The 19,861-nt window shown below is 49.0% G+C and carries 16 protein-coding genes and 1 tRNA gene; 7 read left to right on the top strand and 10 right to left on the bottom strand.

Going from position 1 to position 19,861, the window contains the following annotated elements; all coding sequences use genetic code 11:
* The first annotated feature begins 15 nt into the window (after positions 1–15).
* The 5 genes from ACOYW0_RS23400 (at position 16) to ACOYW0_RS23380 (ending at position 4,467) form a co-directional block, all read left to right on the top strand.
* Positions 16–720 (top strand): N-formylglutamate amidohydrolase, encoded by a 705-nt coding sequence (locus ACOYW0_RS23400; RefSeq protein ID WP_482416145.1) that lies wholly within the window; start codon positions 16–18, stop codon positions 718–720.
* Positions 721–1,173: 453 nt separating this feature from the next.
* A complete protein-coding gene (locus tag ACOYW0_RS23395) occupies positions 1,174–1,773 on the top strand; it encodes a TetR/AcrR family transcriptional regulator (protein ID WP_482416144.1) in 600 nt (199 codons plus the stop codon).
* A 373-nt stretch (positions 1,774–2,146) separates the two neighbouring features.
* Positions 2,147–3,250 carry an NADH:flavin oxidoreductase gene (locus ACOYW0_RS23390; RefSeq protein WP_482416143.1) on the top strand — a complete coding sequence of 368 codons (1,104 nt, stop codon included), beginning with the start codon at positions 2,147–2,149 and terminating at the stop codon, positions 3,248–3,250.
* A gap of 51 nt (positions 3,251–3,301) precedes the next feature.
* Positions 3,302–3,781 carry a nuclear transport factor 2 family protein gene (locus ACOYW0_RS23385; protein ID WP_482416142.1) on the top strand — a complete coding sequence of 160 codons (480 nt, stop codon included), beginning with the start codon at positions 3,302–3,304 and terminating at the stop codon, positions 3,779–3,781.
* Between the two features lie 134 nt (positions 3,782–3,915).
* Complete coding sequence (locus ACOYW0_RS23380) at positions 3,916–4,467, top strand: nuclear transport factor 2 family protein (protein ID WP_482416141.1); 552 nt, start codon at positions 3,916–3,918, stop codon at positions 4,465–4,467.
* A 394-nt stretch (positions 4,468–4,861) separates the two neighbouring features.
* On the opposite strand, the gene ACOYW0_RS23375 is transcribed toward ACOYW0_RS23380, so the two are convergent.
* The gene (locus ACOYW0_RS23375) at positions 4,862–6,082 is read right to left on the bottom strand and encodes an IS256 family transposase (protein WP_482415228.1); all 1,221 of its coding nucleotides are present in this window, start codon (positions 6,080–6,082) and stop codon (positions 4,862–4,864) included.
* Here ACOYW0_RS23375 and ACOYW0_RS23370 point away from each other — a divergent pair.
* Both ACOYW0_RS23370 and ACOYW0_RS23365 read left to right on the top strand, forming a co-directional pair.
* Positions 6,081–6,917 (top strand): IS1634 family transposase, encoded by an 837-nt coding sequence (locus ACOYW0_RS23370; protein ID WP_482418858.1) that lies wholly within the window; start codon positions 6,081–6,083, stop codon positions 6,915–6,917. The genes ACOYW0_RS23375 and ACOYW0_RS23370 overlap by 2 nt on opposite strands.
* Before the next feature lie 219 nt (positions 6,918–7,136).
* The gene (locus ACOYW0_RS23365) at positions 7,137–7,658 is read left to right on the top strand and encodes a tyrosine-type recombinase/integrase (protein ID WP_482416140.1); all 522 of its coding nucleotides are present in this window, start codon (positions 7,137–7,139) and stop codon (positions 7,656–7,658) included.
* A 104-nt stretch (positions 7,659–7,762) separates the two neighbouring features.
* On the opposite strand, the gene ACOYW0_RS23360 is transcribed toward ACOYW0_RS23365, so the two are convergent.
* The 9 genes from ACOYW0_RS23360 to wecB all read right to left on the bottom strand — a co-directional run bounded on the left by ACOYW0_RS23360 (position 7,763) and on the right by wecB (position 19,850).
* Positions 7,763–7,847, bottom strand: a tRNA-Leu gene (locus tag ACOYW0_RS23360).
* Positions 7,848–8,240: 393 nt separating this feature from the next.
* Positions 8,241–10,433 carry a GumC family protein gene (locus ACOYW0_RS23355; RefSeq protein ID WP_482416139.1) on the bottom strand — a complete coding sequence of 731 codons (2,193 nt, stop codon included), beginning with the start codon at positions 10,431–10,433 and terminating at the stop codon, positions 8,241–8,243.
* Position 10,434: 1 nt separating this feature from the next.
* Complete coding sequence (locus tag ACOYW0_RS23350; RefSeq protein ID WP_482416138.1) at positions 10,435–10,971, bottom strand: polysaccharide biosynthesis/export family protein; 537 nt, start codon at positions 10,969–10,971, stop codon at positions 10,435–10,437.
* A 144-nt stretch (positions 10,972–11,115) separates the two neighbouring features.
* On the bottom strand, positions 11,116–12,300 hold the full coding sequence (locus ACOYW0_RS23345) for an outer membrane beta-barrel protein (protein WP_482416137.1): 1,185 nt from the start codon (positions 12,298–12,300) through the stop codon (positions 11,116–11,118).
* Between the two features lie 257 nt (positions 12,301–12,557).
* Positions 12,558–13,499 carry a hypothetical protein gene (locus tag ACOYW0_RS23340; RefSeq protein WP_482416136.1) on the bottom strand — a complete coding sequence of 314 codons (942 nt, stop codon included), beginning with the start codon at positions 13,497–13,499 and terminating at the stop codon, positions 12,558–12,560.
* A gap of 779 nt (positions 13,500–14,278) precedes the next feature.
* Entirely contained in the window at positions 14,279–14,665 is a 387-nt protein-coding gene (locus ACOYW0_RS23335) for a hypothetical protein (protein WP_482416135.1), read from the bottom strand.
* Positions 14,666–14,813: 148 nt separating this feature from the next.
* Positions 14,814–16,193 carry a sugar transferase gene (locus ACOYW0_RS23330; protein WP_482418857.1) on the bottom strand — a complete coding sequence of 460 codons (1,380 nt, stop codon included), beginning with the start codon at positions 16,191–16,193 and terminating at the stop codon, positions 14,814–14,816.
* A 177-nt stretch (positions 16,194–16,370) separates the two neighbouring features.
* Positions 16,371–18,716: an O-antigen ligase family protein gene (locus tag ACOYW0_RS23325; protein WP_482416134.1), complete on the bottom strand. Its 2,346-nt coding sequence runs from the start codon at positions 18,714–18,716 to the stop codon at positions 16,371–16,373.
* Between the two features lie 27 nt (positions 18,717–18,743).
* Positions 18,744–19,850 carry a non-hydrolyzing UDP-N-acetylglucosamine 2-epimerase gene (gene wecB, locus ACOYW0_RS23320; protein ID WP_482416133.1) on the bottom strand — a complete coding sequence of 369 codons (1,107 nt, stop codon included), beginning with the start codon at positions 19,848–19,850 and terminating at the stop codon, positions 18,744–18,746.
* Positions 19,851–19,861: the final 11 nt, after the last annotated feature.

Raw genomic sequence — 19,861 nt, 5'->3', positions numbered from 1 at the left:
ATCAGGAGCGTTACCATGAAACGCCTTCCCATCGCTCTTTCGCTGCCCCATGGAGGCCTTGACGTCCCTGCGGAGGTCCGTCACCTGTGCCGGCTTTCCCCAAAGGAAATTCAGCAGGACGGAGATGAAGGGGCCCGGGATATTGCTCTACCCCTCCGGCCCTTTATGGCATCATATACGGAGACGCACATCGCTCGGGCCTTTGTGGACCTTAACAGAAAAGAAAAGGATATCTCGCGCGACGGCGTTGTCAAAACCCATACCTGCTGGGATATCCCCATTTATTCGGAGCCGCTTCCTCCGCGCCTTATCAAAGAGCTCATTCGGAGGTACCACAGGCCCTATCACGCATCTCTCAGTGAACTTGCCAATACACCGGCCATCGCCCTGGGTCTCGACCTCCACACCATGGCAGAACACGCGCCACCCATTGCATCGGATCCCGGCTCCAGACGCCCGCGCATCTGTCTCGGGAACAACAACCACTCGGCCGCTCCACGCCCTTGGGTTGAATCCATGGCTGAAATCGCAGCGCGCCATATTGACCCCGACGTAACCATCAACACGCCATTTTCCGGTGGCTGGATTACCCAATGCCACGGCCGGGAAATGCCCTGGATTCAGCTTGAAATATCACGGGAGCCGTGGATACCCCACACGGAAAAAGGAGAAGCTGTCTTAGAGATGTTGCAACGATTTATTGAAATCACTCGCTTTTAATCACAAGTATTGTCCCGCTCGCTCTCCCGCCATCCACTGTCGCCCGTTCCCATCTTTGACAAGACAGCCTCAATGTTGAGGTAATCGACACGACACACCAAGGTCAAAGGACCATGTGAACCGACTGTGCGGGTGTCGCACGCGGTCTCAAAAACAATAAAAAGGGGTTACGACCGAATAGTCGTAACCCCTTTTTATTGTTTGGTACCGAAGAGGAGACTTGAACTCCTACGCCTTGCGGCACCATATCCTAAGCCCCGAATTTTCATCACACCAAGCCACAACAAACATCATAAAATCAAAATATTAGACGTGGCGACCCTCTATTCTCTTTAGTTTTGTGATACGTCATGATTACAAAATGACAAAATGCGCATGTACGGTCGTTTTCAGACAAAGCCATTTTAGAAAAATCGTTTGACAAACAAGACGACCGGTCGTATGATACATTCCATGGCACAAAAAAAACAACATAACGATAAAAGAGAAAGAATTCTTCAGCAGGGCATCGAACTTCTGTCGGAGCATGGATATCACGGGACTGGCCTTAAGGTAATACTCGACGCTGTTAAGGTACCGAAAGGTTCATTTTATAATTACTTCAAAAGCAAAGAGCAATTTACCGTCGAGGTTATCCGGGCATATAACAATGCTATGATGGAGCAGTTTGATCTTTATGTCGAAGAAAGTGACGGGGATGAATTGGAAATAATCAAGACCATGTATCTCCATGTTTTGGACAGTGCAGATGAGCAACAGTGCCTCAAAGGATGTCTTATTGGCGATCTTTCAGCAGAAATAGGCGGGCAGAGTAAACTCTGCGAGACTGCATTAAAATATGCTTTCAAGGCATGGCAGGACAGAATGACCGGATTGATACAAAAGGGTCAGGATTCTGGTAGCATTCGAAATGACCTCACTGCTGAGCAACTATCTATGTTGTTTTTAAATCAGTGGGAAGGGGCGTTGTTACGAATGAAAGTGGAGGGTGACACCGCATCTGCCCGAAACGCCCTTGATCACATGTTAGACGTTCTTTTTAAGAATAATTAATGCCCCATTTCCAATTCAGAAATAAAAACGTTGCAAGCACCGGGTCAACCAAGGGGTTGCAAGGAGGCGCACTCCAAGGGCGCTTGTTTCACGGCGTACCTGTCGTACACTACACAAGCAACACCACAGGTTGATTCAGGGCTTATTGAATTGCTAAAAAAATTTATTGATGGAAACGAACTGTTGATAGATTTTTTTTAGCCCAAGAACCAAGACGACCGGTCTACTATAACATCGAGGTTAAGGAGAAAATGATATGAAAAATAATTTTCGAGGCCGTGACGAGGCCGTTCTTTAGATGAGGGCTTATGCCTTTCATGAATTTCGCCAATCACTAAGCAAACAGTACAAAATAAATAAACAAGGAATGAAAATGAAAACAAAATCAACATTTGAAAAAACTAGTGTAGGTGGCATTGAAGTGAAAAACAGGATTTTTCGATCAGCCACTCATGAAGGGACCGCAAAAAACGGGCAGGTCAGTGACCTGTTGTTAGATACGTATCGTAATCTTGCTAAAGGTCATGTAGGGCTGATCATCACGGGGTACCATGTTTTTTCAGAAACCGACCACCACAGTAAAGGAACGGTGGCCTTGAATGAGGCCTCACTGCCAGGATTACAAAAATTAACCGAAACCGTTCATCAACATGGATCTAAAATCGTTACTCAAATCAACCATTCAGGTTCTCAACTATTATCTCCGCCAAAGGGGCAGGTCTATGGTCCCTCAGAGGTAACTGATCCTGTCAGTGGTATTACCCCTCTGTCATTTACGAAACAACAGATAGGAGAGTTTATAACAGAATTTAGCAACGCCGCTTTAATAGCTAAAAAATCTGGATTTGACGGTGTGCAGATTCATGGAGCCCATGGGTATCTCCTCAGCAAATTTTTAAGTCCGGCTTTTAATAAAAGAACAGATGACTATGGTGGTTCACCTGTTAAAAATGCCCGTATTCTTGTCGAAATATTAAACGAAATTAAAGCAAAATGCGGAAAAGACTACCCTGTTTGGGTCAAGCTGAATTGTTCAGACTTTCATCCAACAGATGAAGGGTTAAAAGGAGAGGATTTTCTTTTAATTGTAAACGAATTAGCAACAAATGGAATCGATGCCATTGAGGTAAGCGGCGGTACCCTGACTGGTAAATATGCACCAAGCCGATCAAAAAAACATACAGCCTATCATCTCGAATATGCGAAAAAAGTGGCCAACAACGTATCTGTTCCGGTTATTCTTGTCGGTGGGCTCAGAAATATTGATACTATTGATCGTATTCTTTCAGAAACAAACATAGCGGCAATATCCATGTCACGCCCCCTGATTCGTGAACCGAAACTTGTCGAAAGGTGGATGGCAGGCGACAGGCAGGATGCTACATGTATAGCCTGTAATGGGTGCTATAACCCAAACGGCACAATTTGCTTTTTTGAATTAGGAAAGGAAAAAAAGCAGCACAAAAAGAAACGATGAAGTTCCTAAAGTCACTTGAAAATAAATCATAATCTCAGAAAGGAGGAAGCCATGGAAACTATTCGCAACACGATGAACTCATTCGTAAAAGATCACTGGTCACCGGCCCAAAAGGAAAAAGCTGAAACTGTCCTTTCATTCGTACAACACCTGATGAATGATCACAATTTTGAACTCATTGAACAGCAGTATTCAAATGCCACTTACATCCAGCATAATCGAAGCATGGAAGATGGCATTGAGGGAGTGGTTAATTCTGTCAGCACCCTTGCAAAGCGATTTCCGGACTTTTCCTATGAAGTAAAAAACATTTTTGTCGACGGTGACTATGTCATTCTGCATTCGCATGCAACGGTAAACAAAAAACATCGGGGAAATGATCGAAAAGGGTTCAATATTATTGATACCTGGCTTGTTAAAGACGGAAAGTTAACGGAGCACTGGGATGCGGTTCAGCCTCTCGATAGTTTTATGCGTTTGTATTACTGGATCACAGGTGGTGCAGTGCTTAACACAAATGGGGTTTTCTAACCAGTTATTCCATTTGCCCTGTGGTCTGAAGATAGAATCCATAAATTTCAAAATCTACTGTTAGCTAAGCCTGGCATGCATTACATGGCATTGGTCAGTAGAGATATACATCTATATTTTAAGAGGAAATAATTATGTGGAAAATCACCATTCTATCATTTTTTATTGTGGGTTGCGTCGCCTTTTCAACCGATATTCACGCACAATCAGAAAAATTAGTTATAAATTTTGAATCCCTGCAGAAAGAAAGCTGGTCAGAAAAAGAAACGGAAAACGCAAAACTGATTACGGATTTTGTACAAAACCTAATGAACGATCACAACTTTGACTATGTTTTGGAGAAATATAACGACGATTCATATATTCAGCACAATAGAAATCTCCCTGATAGTATCACTGGCTTGGTGGGATTTCTGCAAAAATTTGTTCAGGATTATCCAGATTACACGTATGACGTAAAACATATCTACGTGGATGGAGATTATGTAATCTTTCACTCACATGCAACGCTAAAAGAAAAGGACCGAGGAAATGACCGGAAAGGGATGAACATCATAGATACGTGGCGGCTTAAAAACGGAAGAATTGTAGAACACTGGGACTCGATTCAACCACTTGATACATCCATGCGATTCTATAATTTGCTAAAAGGCGGTAAAATCAGAAATGCCAATGGGGTATTTTAAGTGTGTAAAAACTATCACCCCCAAAATGCTCATTCAAGACAACTATGGAGGAGCTGTTTGTAGCTTCATCGTTCACCTTAACAAAGCCACTGTCATGAACTCTGCCTTGTAGAGCAGGCCTCAGGACAGTGAAATTTAAGAAAATGAAGAAAACGGCCGATAACGACAAGGTCTCCTATGAGGCCTTGCGCCCGTTTCTGAATCTCTCAAAAATGCTCCCGAAATAATCAAGGAACACAGGAACCGGATCATCACTGCCAAGGAGTTTAAACCCCTCATGGACGCAGCGCACTTTCAACACCCTTATTGATAGCGAGATGCAAGTGGATACAGGCCGTAACCTGTTTCCTGTTCCCCCGAGACTGTCAAATAAACTGTGTATCTGGCGTTTAAATCAAAGAGGGACTCTCCCCTCAAATACAATCGAAAAATAGTTGAGAGCAGCAGCCCAGTCCCTGATGGGGCGCGACCACTTCTCAGAAGCCTTTAATATCGCCAGATACAAAACCTTTCGCACTGAATCCTCTGTTGGAAAAGCTGCCCGTTTCTTTGTAATTTTCTTCAATGATGCGTTCAAAGATTCGATAGCATTTGTCGTATAAATGACTTTACGTATCGGTTCTGGGTAACGGAAGAACGGCGCTATATTTTCCCATTTAGAACGCCATATTTGGCCGATAATTGGGAACCTTTCTCCCCACTCTTGCTCAAATTGATCCAAAGCTCTCAAACCAGCTTCTTCTGTGGGTGCAGTGTAGATTTCCTTTAAACTCTTTACGACGTTCTTTCGCTCTTTCCAACCAACGTATCTCAAAGAATTACGCACCATATGAACGATACAGAGCTGGACTTCCGTCTGAGGAAAGACGTTCCCAATGGCTTCAGGAAAGCCCTTTAAGCCGTCAACACAAGCGACCAAAATATCTTTTACCCCTCGGCTTTGAAGCTCAGTGAGGATGCCAAGCCAAAATTTTGCACCCTCAGCCTCTCCAATCCAGAGGCCAAGAAGCTCTTTGTTACCTTCAAGGTTTACACCCAATGCCAGATAAACAGCTCGATTTTCAACATGGCTGCCTTTACGAATTTTTAGATATATTGCATCCAGGTAAACGATGGGGTAGACCGTATCCAACGGACGAGACTGCCACTGGCGAACATCATCTATGACGCTGTCGGTCACATTGCTGATCAGTGTCGGGGATACTTCAACACTATAGAGATCTTTGAGATGGCCCTGGATCTCTCTCACTGTCATTCCGCGAGCATATAGTGCAATGACCTTGTCATCAAACCCTGGAAGCCTTTTTTGGCGCTTTCTGACTAACTGAGGTTCGAAATCACCATCTCGATCCCTGGGAACCTCAATATCAAGTGAACCTCGATTCGTTACAATTGTCTTTTTTGTATTGCCATTACGGACGTTTGTCGAGCGACTCTTTTGGCGTTCATTCTTCTGGTAGCCGAGATGATCGGTCAGCTCGCCTTCCAAGGCGCGTTCCACAAGGCGTTTGGTTAAATCCTCAAGAAGTCCATCTTTATTAAATAGTTCTTTAGGGTCTTCATCTTTGAGCAGCTCATCTAAAAGTGCATCTATACGACTCTGCTTTTTGGCCATGGTGACATTCTCCTTTCAGGAGGTTAATACCACAGCCAGATACACAGATAAATTTACACTCTCGTTCCCCCTTATCATGGATACATTGTCGTTCCGAACGCCATTGTACCGATTGGCAGATTATTACTCATCTCAGGATCTCTACTGTCTTCTGGGGACACCGATGAACCCCAACGATCTTCAAGATCATAATTTGGGCCGAGTCCTGGACAAACTTCATGCAACAGGGACCCAGCGCTTCGTCACGGCGGTTTCTCATATCGCTATCAACGCTTTTGAGCTGGATACCAGGTCTCTTCATTTCGACACGACCTCCGTCAGTGTGTATGGTGATGAATATTCGGAAGAGGCTTTGCCGCTTATCACCCATGACTACAGCAAAGATCACAGACCGGACTTGAAGCAGCTTATGATCTCGCTTCTTTGCAGCGACCGAAACATACCCGTGGGAGACGGGAGTGCCCGTGATAATAAGCTCAATAACGAAACTCTTAACCAGATCTCAACGCACCTGGCTAAACATGGAATTGGAACCGGTGCTTCAGTTTATGTGGCAGACTTGGCCATGCTCGATCGTAATATCCTCGAACTTGCCGGCGACAATATCAAGTTCATCACTCGTCTTCCTGCCCGATACAACGAGTGTGACCTGGCCATACGAGGAGCGACGGAAAGAGGTGAGGATGCTTGGCTCCATATCGGCAAGCCCTCCCAAGATCAGACGACCAATAGTCCAGCGGCTTTATCGGTACCAGGAAGCAGCGGTAACTCTCTATGGCGCCGAATACAGGGCTTTGGTGGTCCATTTTTCCGCCCACGACAAACGACGACATAAGAAAATCGATCATCAACTCACAAAAGATCGGGAAAGTCTTGAAAAACAGAGCTGCGAAGCTTGATCAATCGGGTTCCATTGCAGGGAGGACGCCCAAGATGCTGCTGAAAAGTTTGCCGCGGCTCGTTCGGCTCTCCATGATATCAGGGTATCTATAGAGGATGACCCCAAGTACGGCAAGGGACGTCCGCCAAAAGGAAAAGAGCAATGAGTGCCCCCATGCTAAACAGCATCTGGGCCACGGGCTATTACATCGGCATGCGGAGAAATGAGATTGTATACCTGGCTTGGCGCCAGATATGCCTGAAGCGTCGGGAGATTACCATTGATGCTGACATCACGAAAGATGATGAAGCTCGCGTTGTTCCCATCCCCTCCCCTCTTCTGGAAATCCTCCTTGATATCCCCCGGAACCTACACACAGATTGCATCTTTCTTTACAAGTTTCTCCCTGTAAAAAACATCCGCGTATCACTGCAAAAGGCCTGCAAGCTCACAGACATCCCCTACGGTAGAAAATCAAAAGACGGAATCACCTTCCACGACCTTCGCCACACATTTGTGACCAATATGCGCCGAGCTGGTGTTGATGAGACAGTTATCATGAAGATAACCGGGCATTCCACCAGGGAAATGTTTGACCGTTATAATTTTGTATCGGACACAGAGGCCTCCGATGCCATGGAAAAATTCAGGCTCTTTTTAGCCCAGGAAACGGCACCTGACACAGCATCAAAATAGGGGGGGGGACAAAATGTACGTGTGACACAGAAACGACACAGCAAAACGAAAAAAGGGCTATGGCACGCTGTATGCTTAGCGCCATAACCCTTTCTTTTTATTAATGGTACCGAAGAGGAGACTTGAACTCCTACGCCTTGCGGCACTAGATCCTAAGTCTAGCGTGTCTACCAATTCCACCACTTCGGCATGTTGTTAATTTATACAGGACCTCATTTCCATTTGCAACGACCAATGAGGGTCTGAAAAACCACGTTTTTATACAGTCCCAGCAGCATGCTGTCAACCCGTTTTTTACCCTTTCACGTCATTCCTTACCAAGGTGGGCCAATCCCTGAAAAGTGCGCCAGTCTTGAATTTCACGTTGACCCCTCCCCCATTTTACGGTAGTGTATAAACAGGTGTGACTGATGGTGGCAGCCATACGGTCCCCTGCAAGCCGTTCAGCGAGGGTCTACTGCCATAGCTCACCTCCGAACGGCTTGGCCTTAAAAGCAAAGCGGAATGCATGAAACATGCATTCCGCTTTTTTTATGGAATCACCGGGAGGTCACCCGGCACCCGTATAAGCAGTTGATCTGTTTACCCACACGCCTTCTGCCTGTCATCCCCTCCGTAGGCATAGCCCCCGTAATAAGCGCCATAACCATAATAGTAGTAACCGCCGTTTTTCTTCCCTGCCCCGTTAATCACCAGGCCCTTTACGTCAGCCCCCACATGCTCCATGGCCTTGAGACCGCGGTCCAGCATGTCGTAGGTGGTCTTACCGGCGCGTACCACCACCACCGTGGTATCCACAAGGCGGCTCAGGATCAGGCTGTCCGAAACAGGCATGACGGGAGGCGAGTCAATCACCACCATATCGTAGACCTTCGACATTGAGTCCAGAAAGGCCTTGAGACGCTCAGAGCTGAGGAGTTCCGAAGGCAAGGGCGGGACCGGTCCGGCCAGGGCCGCATGGAGGTTCTCGACACCTGTCTTCACAACAACGGATTCATCGCTGTTGCCGCTCAGGTAGGTGCTGAGGCCCACTTCGCTGGTAAGACCCAGCAGATTTCCAAGGTTGGGCTTCCTCAGGTCCCCATCGATAATCAGCACCTTTTTCCCGCTGTTGGCAAGGGCCGTAGCCAGGTTCACGGCGGTGGTGGTCTTTCCGTCCGCCGGGGCCATACTGGTAAAGAGAATCCTCTGGGGCGGGGTGTCTTTACTCGTGAGCATCAGGGCCACCCTCAGGGACTTGTAGCTCTCTGAAACACTGGACAAAGGAGCCTCTTTCAGAACCGTCTCGATGCGCCCTTCCTTGGCATCCATTTGAGACACCACGCTGAGCACAGGCAACTCAAAACGCTCTTCAACTTCCTCAACAGACTTAACGGTGTTGTCCAGGTACTCCACAAAAAAGGCGAGCCCGACGCCGCCGAACAGCCCGAGCAGCACTCCGAGCAGGAGGTTCCGGGCACGATGCGTATCCACCGGCTCCACAGGGGGGACAGCCGCTTCCACGGTCCAGACACTGACTGTCTGAACCTCTTCAGAAAGGGTCTGCTCTTTGATTTTAGCGATAAGGGCGTTGTACAGGTGGCGATAGGTCTCCACATCCCGTTTGAGAATCTTGTACTGCACATATTTCTCACTCAGGGTGATGGCCTCGCTCTTGGCAGCCAGAAGCTGTGCCTTGAGGTTTTTCACATTTTCACGGGCCATCTCATAGTTGTTCTGGATGGACCGGATCACCCGCTTGGTTTCTGTGGCGAGCTTGTCTTGAAGGAGGGCAAGCTCATTGGTGCTGCGGATCATCACCGGATGGCGTCGCCCGTACTTTTTGGAATGCTCCAGGATGGTCTGTTCTGCTTTGACCAGATCACGGCGGATATCCTGAATGGCCTCATCATCCGATACAGCCGGAACGGTAAGGGCCTCCTCGGTTGTGACAGTACGCAGTCTCTCGCTAATGGCCCGAAGCTCTTCTTTGCGGGTCTCCTCCACGGTCATTTTTGCGGAGAGTTCGTTAACACGCTGGGGCCCGATGTTGATGTTGTTTTCGATGGCCACGATGTCCTGTTGGCGCATGTAGGCGTTCAGGGCCTTTTCCGCGGCTTCAAGTTGCTTTCGTTGCTCTTCGGCCTTCTTACTCATCCACTCCACGGTATACCCGGTGGCTTTCATACGCATTTCAAGGAGCTCATCCATGTAGGCACGGGTAAAGGCGTTCACCACCATGGATGCAATAACCGGGTTGTCGAACTCATAGCTGATGTTGACGATCTTGCTGTCTTTGGTAGGCTTGATCTTCAGCTCTTCGATCAAGGCGTTGGCGATGATATCCTCATTGGTGATGGATGCCCCTTCCAGCCCCTCGTCCTGCTCTTCCGTGGCGGAAAATGATTTCATCACGTCCCTGCCCCACGAAACGGCGTCTTCCCACAACGAGCCCTTTTCTTCATCGGTTTCCAGAAACCAGGAACCATAGCGCGTGGCAAGCCCCAACCTCTCCACCACCTTGACGGCAACAGGCTTGCTTCGAATGATCTGAAACTGGGTTTCAAGGAACTGGGGATCCCAGCGTACATAGCCCTGGGACTCAATGATGGGTGAAGAGCTTTCGTTTTTTTCGATCAGGAGCCGGGTCGTGGCTTCCCAGGTGGGTTCCAGATTGGAGGTAAACACCCCGATGATCGTCAGGACCAGGGTTAGAACAAAAAAAGTCAGGACAGTCAGCCGCCGCTTTTGAATCACCCGCCAGTAATCGCGTAAGTGGATCTCTCTTTCTTCCATATCAGAAAAAACTCTCCTGTATCACAATGATATCCCCGGGAATAACTTTGTCACCCATATCAACGTCTTCAATTATCTTCTTTTCTCCGTCAACCCGCCGGATCACCTGGGCTGTTTTTTTATACGCCCTGCGCGTAAACCCCGAGGCCATGGTAACAAGAACCATGATGGAGGTGTCCTCATCAATCTCGTAACGCCCAGGCTCATTGACCTGGCCCAGAATATTTGCCTTTCGGCTGCGATACTCATCAATGAAAACATTGATTTGAGGATTCACGAGATACTCTTCATCCACGTACAGCCGCATCAGGTGCTCGGAAATCTCTTCCCCGGTCAGTCCGCTCACCTTTACGCTTCCGATAAAGGGCATCTTGATGGTGCCGTCGGCACTCACCCTCACATTCATGCTCAGATCTTCGTGCTCATACACCTTGATAGACAACAAATCCCCTTTACCGACCCGGAAATTCTGTGCAGAAGCCGTGCAAAGAGGACTCAAGAACAAGACGAAAATCAAAAGTACTGCTGTATTTCTCATAAGACCCTTCGATAGTAAAAATGTCATTAACCTGCAAAGGGCAAAGGCTAAGGGGAAAACCAAACCAGGCGGCACCGACAGGTAAGGTCTTGACCGACCCGACCGACGCCGCATCCCTTTGTTCCCCTCAGCCCTGCAGTCCCCTTACATCGAAGCCGTTATGGTAAGCATCACGCTGTTTTCAGTATAATCGCTCTGGGCGCTCGTATCCTGACCAGAGGCATCCCGATCGGTATACATATAAGCCAGGCTTCCGAAAATCCGATTATTAAACTGATATTTAACGGACGGCGAGATCTTATAGGTGCTATCGTCCCTGTCGATCTTCTTGTATTCCTCTTCCATGGCCGCAAGGTAGAGAGTTGAACTGATGCGTGAAGTCAGACTGTAGGTGCCGGACACGCTGAACACGCTTTCCGTAACAAAGCGGCTTGTGGTGGTTTCCTGATTTCCCCTTTTCGCGTTGGCGCTCAGATCGATACGATCACTTAAATCGTAGCTGATGAAGGCTTCGAGGCCGAGGGTATCGTCTGTTTCGTCAAGCTCGTCAAGGTCCTTCTCCACGTAGCCGATCTTGCCCATGGCATTGATGCGGTCGCTGGCATCATATTTAACCCCTGCAAACACCTTGAATTCCGTACTGTCCACATTGGCCGTATCGTAGTCGATATCCGTGTGGGACATTTCACCGAAAATGGTTGTCTTGGGCCGGATATCAAACAGAACAAACCCTGATACGCTTATGTCTTTACGATCCTTTTCCGGAGCGTCCGAGTTGTAGTTCACATCGTAGTAACCGAGATCCACACGCGCCTTCAGTTTGTCAGTGATGGCATAGGAGGTGGTGAGGGCCAACAGGTTGTTGTTAAACTCGGCGCTGTCCGTCTCTTCCTCAACATCATCCCGAGAGTCCTGGTACTGGTCCATCAATTCAAAGGAGAGACCTCCGGCAAGGTTCAGGGCCGCGTAGGCATCCAGTTTATGGTAGATAAAATCCCGATCGTCTATATCCAGATAGTTTTCAAAGGTGGGAGCATACCTGAAAAAGCCCTGGTACCTGCCCATCTCTTCGTTCTGAAAGCGGGTCTGGGCCATGCCGCCCGGTACGGAGCTGGAAGCGGCAATGTTGATCACCTCAGCATCGGCTCCGGGAAGGGCCAGCCAGACCCCTGGGGTGATGTAGCTGATCAGGTCATCTTCTTCATCATCATTGGTGGCAAACACGTTGTCCGTGTACTCCCCGGAAAAGGAGAGAAAGGGATGAATCGTATCCGACTCAAGCCCGAACATATCCTGGGAGAAAAGATCACACCACCCTGAAGTGGTCATTAGCAGAAACACCACAATCCCAAATCCGCACCCTATCCACGTCGTTCGTTTCACTTTTTCACCTATGTTTTATGGTAAAGGCTGAGAACCGGCCTTTAAAAAACCGTTTCCGCAATATACAAGACGGTAAGCAGTGCGCCCCTGGCCATATGCCTTTTTCCTGTGACGCTTCAGAACAAGGGAACTTAGAGACCAACGGGAACCCATGCTCCCGAAAAAAAACTTCTGATCGTCCTCCCCGCCATCTGCTCCTTGCATCAGTTGGGACTGGCATCCTCAGAAGGCGGATCATCAATGGCAACGGGCGGTTGGCTTACCGGAGTGTTGTCTTCTTCGGCATCGTCCGGTTCGGTGGTAAACGTCAGGGCCTCATTGGCCGTGTCTATGGCTACCTGTGCCGCTTCCGCCGTCATGCCAGCTGCGACGGCCCCGTTCGTAATCTGCTCTGAACTCGCCCCGGCATCAATGGCGCTTCCCACAACCTCCAGCACATTTTCACCTGCATCAATGGCTGCTGCCACCACCGAACTCGCGGTGGACGGATCCGCAGTGACGGCAGACGAGACAACCTCATCCGCCTGTGCACCTGCATCAAGGGCGGAGGTAACCGCGGTGCTTGCCGTTGTGGGGTCTGCTTTGATTGAGGCAGAGACAACGTCACCGGCCGGAGCCCCGGCCCCCATCGCGGCTGCGACTGCGTCACCCGCAGTGGTGGGATCGGCTGCTACGGCTGCTGAAACAACCTCGGTGGCCGATGCGTTGGCTGCAATGGCAGCGCTAACGGCCTTTCCTGCAGACGAAGGATCTGCCTTCACTGTTTCCGTAACAATCTCGCCGGCAGGAACGTCGGCTGCAATGGCTGCTGTCACCACGGTCCCGACATCAGCATTGATACCGGAAGCAGCGGCGATAACAGCACCCTTATCGTCAACCACCTTAAAACTTGCGGTCAATGCCACCTCAACGGCTGCGGGGCTGATCGTGTTGACCTCGGAAAGGAACTCCGGCAACTCAATGTTATTGGTCATTGCGAACTGCAGTGCTTCCTGCATCATGGTAGAATCTGAGACGCCACCGAACTTGATGGCATCGTTCAAGACAGTCTTCCAGACCGGTCCTTCTTCCGGCTCCCCAAAACTTAGCGAAACCGCGCCAAAAACCAAACATACCGACATAATGACAACAACCCACTTTTTCATGGTGCCCCCTTGACGCATGAGTTAAACAAGTCGACCGCCCCTAACCCGGATATTTCATGAGAAAACGGCCCGATCGTAAAAATAGAATTTTATTACAGGTGGTTATTGTAAAAATCAGACATTTCAAAATACAAAATGTAATTCACGGTTTTGTGCTCGATTTTCTCACCCTTAGGGCGAGCCGAGCGGACCCATCTTCTGCGTTATCAGAGCGTTGAATATGGGTGAACTCGACTCGTGAAATATCCGGGCTAAGCACAAAGCGCTCAACCGAGTTAAATGGCTTTGTCGCCAATTGACCAAGCGACATATTTCGCACTGTCTGCAAATATGGCCCATGTTAATGATGATGCATGCACAGCATGGCAAGTCAGGTGCCTGGACCGCATACTCTAACGTTAACCTTTCAAAACGGCGGAGCAATGAGATGTGTTCAAACAATCGACGACCTGGCAGCTATAAACCAAAGAAAAATGGTGACATAGCGCAAAACCAGGTACAGCACACCCCACGTTCACAGCACCCCAGCAAGGCCCGAAACCGTCGATACAAAGGTGTCGTTCTTCATTTTGTTTTGATATTTTTCACTACAGAGTATTCTTACCAGGCAGACAGCAGGCCCGGTTGACATCAGGGGGGATAATTCATAGACACTTAAGCATAACACGCGAAAACACACAAGTATTTTCGACCTCATTTACAGAGTAAAGCCTGAAACCAAACCAGACCCATTTTACTCATAACAATAAGGTGTTAGCCAAAGGCAATTCAAAACTCAACTAACTTTCCCCGAAACAAAATCGAGATATTTGCAAAACCAGAAATTCTTTCAGAAACTCAATGTGCTTTTGGATGGAAACCGCCGCATGGGTACTCTTATCCCTTTCAAAAAGAATTTCCACCTTGCTGCCGTTCTCAAGGGGCACCACAAAACCCGCCAGGAACCCCGTTTCGTTCTCTCTCCTCATAAACGGCGTAACATTGCCTGCACACCACCGCCACTCAAAAAGAACGGTTTCGGTGACCACTTCAACGACTTTCACATGCAGACCGTCCAGATCCAAACCTGCCGCCATACTCACGGCTATGTTCCAGACATCCTCCCAGGTAAAAGGATCAGCCATTGCATATGGACTATGGTCCAAATGTTCCGCCAGTTTTCCCACGCCAGAGTCAGGCCTTCGTTTTTTGGGGCCACCCAGACATCGGATACCCCAGCATTAATCAGTCATAAAAACTCATCGGTAACCCAGCCCGGATATTTCACGAGTCGAATGAACCCAGCCCACCAACGGGCAGTGTAAAATTTAACGACTAACGCCCACTCCCCGTTAAAACAGCTCTTATGGTGGACAGAAAAATCTTTGCGTCCAATCCTAAGGACCAGTTGTCTATGTACTCCAAGTCCATCTTCATCCACCCCTCAAAGCTGACATCATTGCGGTTGGGGGTCACCTGCCAGATACAGGTCATTCCTGGTTTCATGGAGAGCCTTCGGCGTTGCCACAGCTCGTACTCACTCACCTCGCTCGGAATGGGGGGCCGGGGCCCGATGAGGCTCATCTCCCCACGCACCACGTTGATCAACTGGGGGAGCTCATCCATGCTTGTTTTCCTTAAAAAAGTTCCCACATACGGAATTACCCGGGGATCTTTTCTTATTTTAAAAGCCGGGCCGTCGGCCTCGTTGGCATCCTTAAGGTCATCCAGCATTTTGTCCGCCCCCACGACCATGGTGCGAAATTTATAGATATCGAAAAGCCGTCCGTTGACGCCCATACGTTTTTGCTTATAAAAAACCGGCCCGGGAGAGATTATTTTTATAGCCACAGCAACCACAAGAAAAAAAGGCAGGGAAAAAATCAACATCACGCAGGAAAAAACATAGTCATACACGTTTTTCAGCATCAGCCCCACACTGTCCGAAGAGATCATATGCATCTTCATAGTGGGAATCTGAAGGAAAGTCTCAAAAGATACTGACGCGTTTCCAGGTTTGTATACCAGGTTGTGGATCTGCCAGTCCGGTACGATACGGACGCTCACGCCCATTTTTTCGGCGAGGGTCAAATAAACTGACGCCCTGGGAATCAACTTCAGCGGCATGGCAAAAATCAGCTCATCCACCACAGTCTCTTTGAGGATATCGGAGAGCCGTTCCACATTATTGAGAACCTTTACACCGGGGATAACCTCCTGGCCAATGCGATGGGAATCGACATCCAGGCACCCCTGAATGGTGTACCCTGCGCCTTTCTGTTTTTCAATTTTCCTCAGGATATCCCTGGCTCGCTCAAGGCTCCCCACAACCAGAATATTTCGCGTGTTGTACCCACGCTTTCGGATTCTAACCAGCACCAGATAGATTATGGCCTTGCTGACACAAAGCATCACCATGTTGAGGCCGCCGAAAATAAGAATCATACCGCGACTTACGTCATGGTTTTTCAAGGCATATAAAACGGCCCCAAATACCAGCAGGCTAAAGCAAACGGCCTGTGTGGCGTTAACCAGAACCTGCATGAGGCTTCGTTTTCGATAGGGCTCATACAAATTGAAGGCCTGAAACGTCAGCCCCCAGATAACCGTCACCATAAAAAGAAGGGTGTAATAATTAGGAGCCGTGGACAGCCCCCCTGCCCCACCGGGAAGCAGATATTTTTTGATAAAGTAGGCCCCCACAAAGGCCAGCATCGTAATCAACACATCGATAAAGAGATGAAACCGGACAATAACCCTGTTCTTTTCTTTAAGCATGAGAATCCCTCGGTTTTCTGATACAAACGCACCCAAAAAGGCACCTTTTGTGCCGATACCATAAACGCTAAGGGGGGGAGAATGCTTCGGTTCATCAACAACTCAATCACCAAATCAAAGGTAGGACGACAGCCGCTTTAGACCTGCCGTTGCTCTTCGGTTGTCCGGGTCAACAATCAACACCCGCTCGTACTCCTCGACAGCACGGTACGGGATCCCCATCTTCACATAGGTATCTCCGATGAGAAGACGAATTTTCGCATGATCCGGAAAGTACTGAGACGCTTTCTGCAGGACAGAGAGCGCCATATCATAGTCTTTTTCTTTCATATGGGCCCAGTATACCCTGGTGAAGAACCAAGGCCTTACAGAGTCTTCGGCTTCCAGGTAATCCAGTGCCCGGACAGTCACGTCCCGCGCCAGGTCATGATCCCCGAAGGCCCTCATCGTGTCGGCAAACACAAAGCGGGGATAGATTCGCTCAGGAAGCATCGCGTAAACGGCCTCTTTGCTCACGCCGTGGTACAAAAGCAGAGAAACGCACCCTTTGATGTTCTGCCTTGACGTATTCAGGAGCATGGCTTGCTTCATATGCGCGACAGCTTCTTCTGTTTCCCCACGACCAAGCAACCAACCGGCGAACATCTTGCGCCTTTCCGGGTTTGCCGTGTCATGGGCAATCGCACTCTCAAAATAGTGCCGCCCAAGGGCTACTTGATTGTTCCGGCACAGGTATCGGGCGGTGTACTGGAGGACAGAGCTGTTTACCGGGCACAACCACAAAGCACGTTTCAATTGCTCTTCAAAGGCCTTATCCTGGCCGTGAAATGCAAAAATCCGTGCAAGGGCAAAGGGATAAAGGGATTCCATGGGAGCAAGCAGTGTTGCACGTCCCAGAGCATCTACAACACGGTCAACCTCTTCCTCCGGGGTATCCTCTTCTATGACCGTGCCCTCCACACGGTTAAACAAAGAGGATGCCCTGAGCAAACCACCCTGATACACACTGACAAGCCCCAGAAAAATCACGGCCGTAAACCACACAGCACGCTTCTGAACCAGCGGTGACTCTGTAAGAAACGTTTCCTGCCTGCCGCGAATACGCGTATGGGAGGCTGCAACGGCAAGACTGCACATAAAGGAAAAAAACAAACCGTTTGCGTTGTTGTAAAAATTAAAATCCACCACACTATGGAAAAAAATCGCCAGAAGACCTGCAACGGCTCCCAGGTAAAGACAATGGGCATATGGGTCGCGACGGCTGAGATACCTGATCCACGTCGCGCGAAACAACGCCACAACAAACCATGCAACCAAAAGAGAGCCGACAACCCCACCGCATGCCAGCAGCTCGACATAGTCATTATGGGCATGGCTCACGAATTTATGACCACCCAGACTCCGATAACTCGGATAGATGGCCCCGAAGCTCCCCAGGCCGGTGCCAGCAAGGAAAAAATCGTTCACCATGCCATGGGTGTCGTCCCAGATGCTAAAACGTGTATTAACCAACTCTCCCTCTTCGTTAAAGGCTCTGCCAAACCGTTCAACAACGGGCTCCCAGCCAAACCAGGAAACAGAAAGAAACATCAGAAGAACTGCCAATGATACAAACCTCTTTCGCCGGGAGCCCCCTTTGCGAAGAGAGAAAAAACCGATCAAACAAATCATGGAAAGACACAGAGAAATGATTCCCCCACGGGACAGGCTGAGGAACACTGAAGTGCCCATAAGAACAGCCGTAAAACCCAGCAGAAGGTGAAGGTGACCTGCCGCTCCGTTCCAGAACTCCACAACCCTTTCTCTCCAGGAGCCATACCTTACCTGGGGCCTGTAGTAGAGATAAAGCCCTAACACCATGGGCAAGACCATCCCCATAAATCCAGAGTAATGGTTATGGTACACATACGGACCCACATGTGTGTTGTTAGCAGGCCCGGCATAAAAACCGTATATTTTCCCATTGGTAAAAAGGGTTTCCACAATGGCATAGACGGCCATGCATCCGGCGAGCCCGGCAACGACCAGAACCGTTTTTTTGAATTTTGTCCGGTCCGCAAGAAGCTGCACGGCCCACCAATAGAACAGGAGATAGGCAGAGAAGCGAAAGCTCTCAGCCAAGGTTTTCCCTGGGTCAACAGAGAGAGGAATCCAGCGGACCTCGTATAGTGGCCCAAGGCTCTCCCGATAGACGGCATGGGTGGCCGGTGAAAGCCATTTAACAAGGGCGACGGGAAGAGGCACGGCCTGAAACAGGAGCCAGCCCGTAAAAAGCCCCAGAGGCAACAGTCCCGGGACCCGGTACAATTTCTTCTTACCTTTGGTTGCACCAAGATAAAATAGCGCACCCAGGGCGCAGCCCCACTCTATAACCGAAAGTGCCCATGGATCACGGGCCCCGAAGGCAAGGGGTGAGAAAATAAGAAGAAAAAGGAATGTCAGGTAAGAAAAGGAGAGCATGAATGAAAGCTGAAAAACTGGGGATTATCAGGAAATGACGTCGTCAATTAAAATATCAACAATACGCTGCGCTGCCTTGCCGTCCCATAACTCAGGCATTGAACCCGTCTTGACATGCCCCTTCTTAAGGCCGTCATAGGCAGCGAGGATATTGGAACCGGTCGTACCGATGAGGGTATTGGTCCCCTCTTCCACGGTCACGGGCCGTTCTGTATTGTCTCGAATGGTAAAGCAGGGAACCCCCAGGCCCGTGGTCTCCTCCTGCAGCCCACCGCTGTCGGTAAAGACGCACGAGGCATCCTTCCATAAATAAAGAGCTTCCTGATAGCCAAGGGGGTCAAGCTGAACAATTCGCTCGGACATCCTGATGCCAAAAGAATCCAACATTTTTCTGGTTCTGGGATGCACGGGAAACAGAATGGGAGTCTCTTCGGCCACCTGATTCAAGGCTTCCACAATATCAAGGAGCCTTGCCTCATTGTCCACGTTGGACGGCCTGTGGAGAGTCAAAAACAGATAATTCCCCAAGCTCTTCTTGAGATCGTGGTTGGAAAAGGAGGTGGCTTCGGTGTTGAGGACCTTTGCGTGCTGAAAAAGAAGATTATCGATCATCACATGACCCACATAATGAATGGACCCGTCGGATTTCCCTTCCCTCAGCAGGTTTTCATTGCCGTGTTTCTCTGTGGTAAAAAAGTAATCGGTGATGGCATCGGTGACCATCCGGTTGATCTCCTCGGGCATGGTCAGGTCAAAACTCCGAAGCCCCGCTTCCACATGGGCGACCTTGATCAACAACTTTTTGGCAACAATGCTGCACGCCAGGGTGGAATTGACATCTCCCACAACAAGAACCACATCAGGAGCTTCATCAAGACAGACCTTTTCGAACGCCACCATGATCTTTGCAGTCTGCTCCGAATGGGAGCCACCACCAGCGTTGAGGTGATAATCCGGCGCAGGAATACCGAGATCATCAAAGAAGCTTTCGGACATATTCGTATCATAGTGCTGCCCCGTATGGACAAGCCGGTACTCAATGGCCGTGTTGTTTTGACGGGTTTTTATGGCTCGGATAATGGGGGCGACTTTCATAAAGTTGGGGCGGGCGCCAGCAACGAGAACAATTTTCATGTCTAATTCCA

This window comes from Desulfoluna sp. HI9BLuna (assembly GCF_056829775.1).
This window is presented reverse-complemented; position numbering and strand designations above follow the sequence as displayed.

What these genes read in the sequence shown, in the direction of transcription:
- ACOYW0_RS23340 (WP_482416136.1), bottom strand. Translation starts at nt 13,499, where the DNA reads ATGAAAAAGTGGGTTGTTGTCATTATGTCGGTATGTTTGGTTTTTGGC.
- ACOYW0_RS23400 (WP_482416145.1), top strand. Translation starts at nt 16, where the DNA reads ATGAAACGCCTTCCCATCGCTCTTTCGCTGCCCCATGGAGGCCTTGAC.
- ACOYW0_RS23395 (WP_482416144.1), top strand. Translation starts at nt 1,174, where the DNA reads ATGGCACAAAAAAAACAACATAACGATAAAAGAGAAAGAATTCTTCAG.
- ACOYW0_RS23385 (WP_482416142.1), top strand. Translation starts at nt 3,302, where the DNA reads ATGGAAACTATTCGCAACACGATGAACTCATTCGTAAAAGATCACTGG.
- ACOYW0_RS23375 (WP_482415228.1), bottom strand. Translation starts at nt 6,082, where the DNA reads ATGGCCAAAAAGCAGAGTCGTATAGATGCACTTTTAGATGAGCTGCTC.
- wecB (WP_482416133.1), bottom strand. Translation starts at nt 19,850, where the DNA reads ATGAAAATTGTTCTCGTTGCTGGCGCCCGCCCCAACTTTATGAAAGTC.
- ACOYW0_RS23390 (WP_482416143.1), top strand. Translation starts at nt 2,147, where the DNA reads ATGAAAACAAAATCAACATTTGAAAAAACTAGTGTAGGTGGCATTGAA.
- ACOYW0_RS23350 (WP_482416138.1), bottom strand. Translation starts at nt 10,971, where the DNA reads ATGAGAAATACAGCAGTACTTTTGATTTTCGTCTTGTTCTTGAGTCCT.
- ACOYW0_RS23380 (WP_482416141.1), top strand. Translation starts at nt 3,916, where the DNA reads ATGTGGAAAATCACCATTCTATCATTTTTTATTGTGGGTTGCGTCGCC.
- ACOYW0_RS23325 (WP_482416134.1), bottom strand. Translation starts at nt 18,716, where the DNA reads ATGCTCTCCTTTTCTTACCTGACATTCCTTTTTCTTCTTATTTTCTCA.
- ACOYW0_RS23345 (WP_482416137.1), bottom strand. Translation starts at nt 12,300, where the DNA reads ATGACCACTTCAGGGTGGTGTGATCTTTTCTCCCAGGATATGTTCGGG.
- ACOYW0_RS23370 (WP_482418858.1), top strand. Translation starts at nt 6,081, where the DNA reads ATGGTGACATTCTCCTTTCAGGAGGTTAATACCACAGCCAGATACACA.
- ACOYW0_RS23365 (WP_482416140.1), top strand. Translation starts at nt 7,137, where the DNA reads ATGCTAAACAGCATCTGGGCCACGGGCTATTACATCGGCATGCGGAGA.
- ACOYW0_RS23355 (WP_482416139.1), bottom strand. Translation starts at nt 10,433, where the DNA reads ATGGAAGAAAGAGAGATCCACTTACGCGATTACTGGCGGGTGATTCAA.
- ACOYW0_RS23330 (WP_482418857.1), bottom strand. Translation starts at nt 16,193, where the DNA reads ATGCTGGCCTTTGTGGGGGCCTACTTTATCAAAAAATATCTGCTTCCC.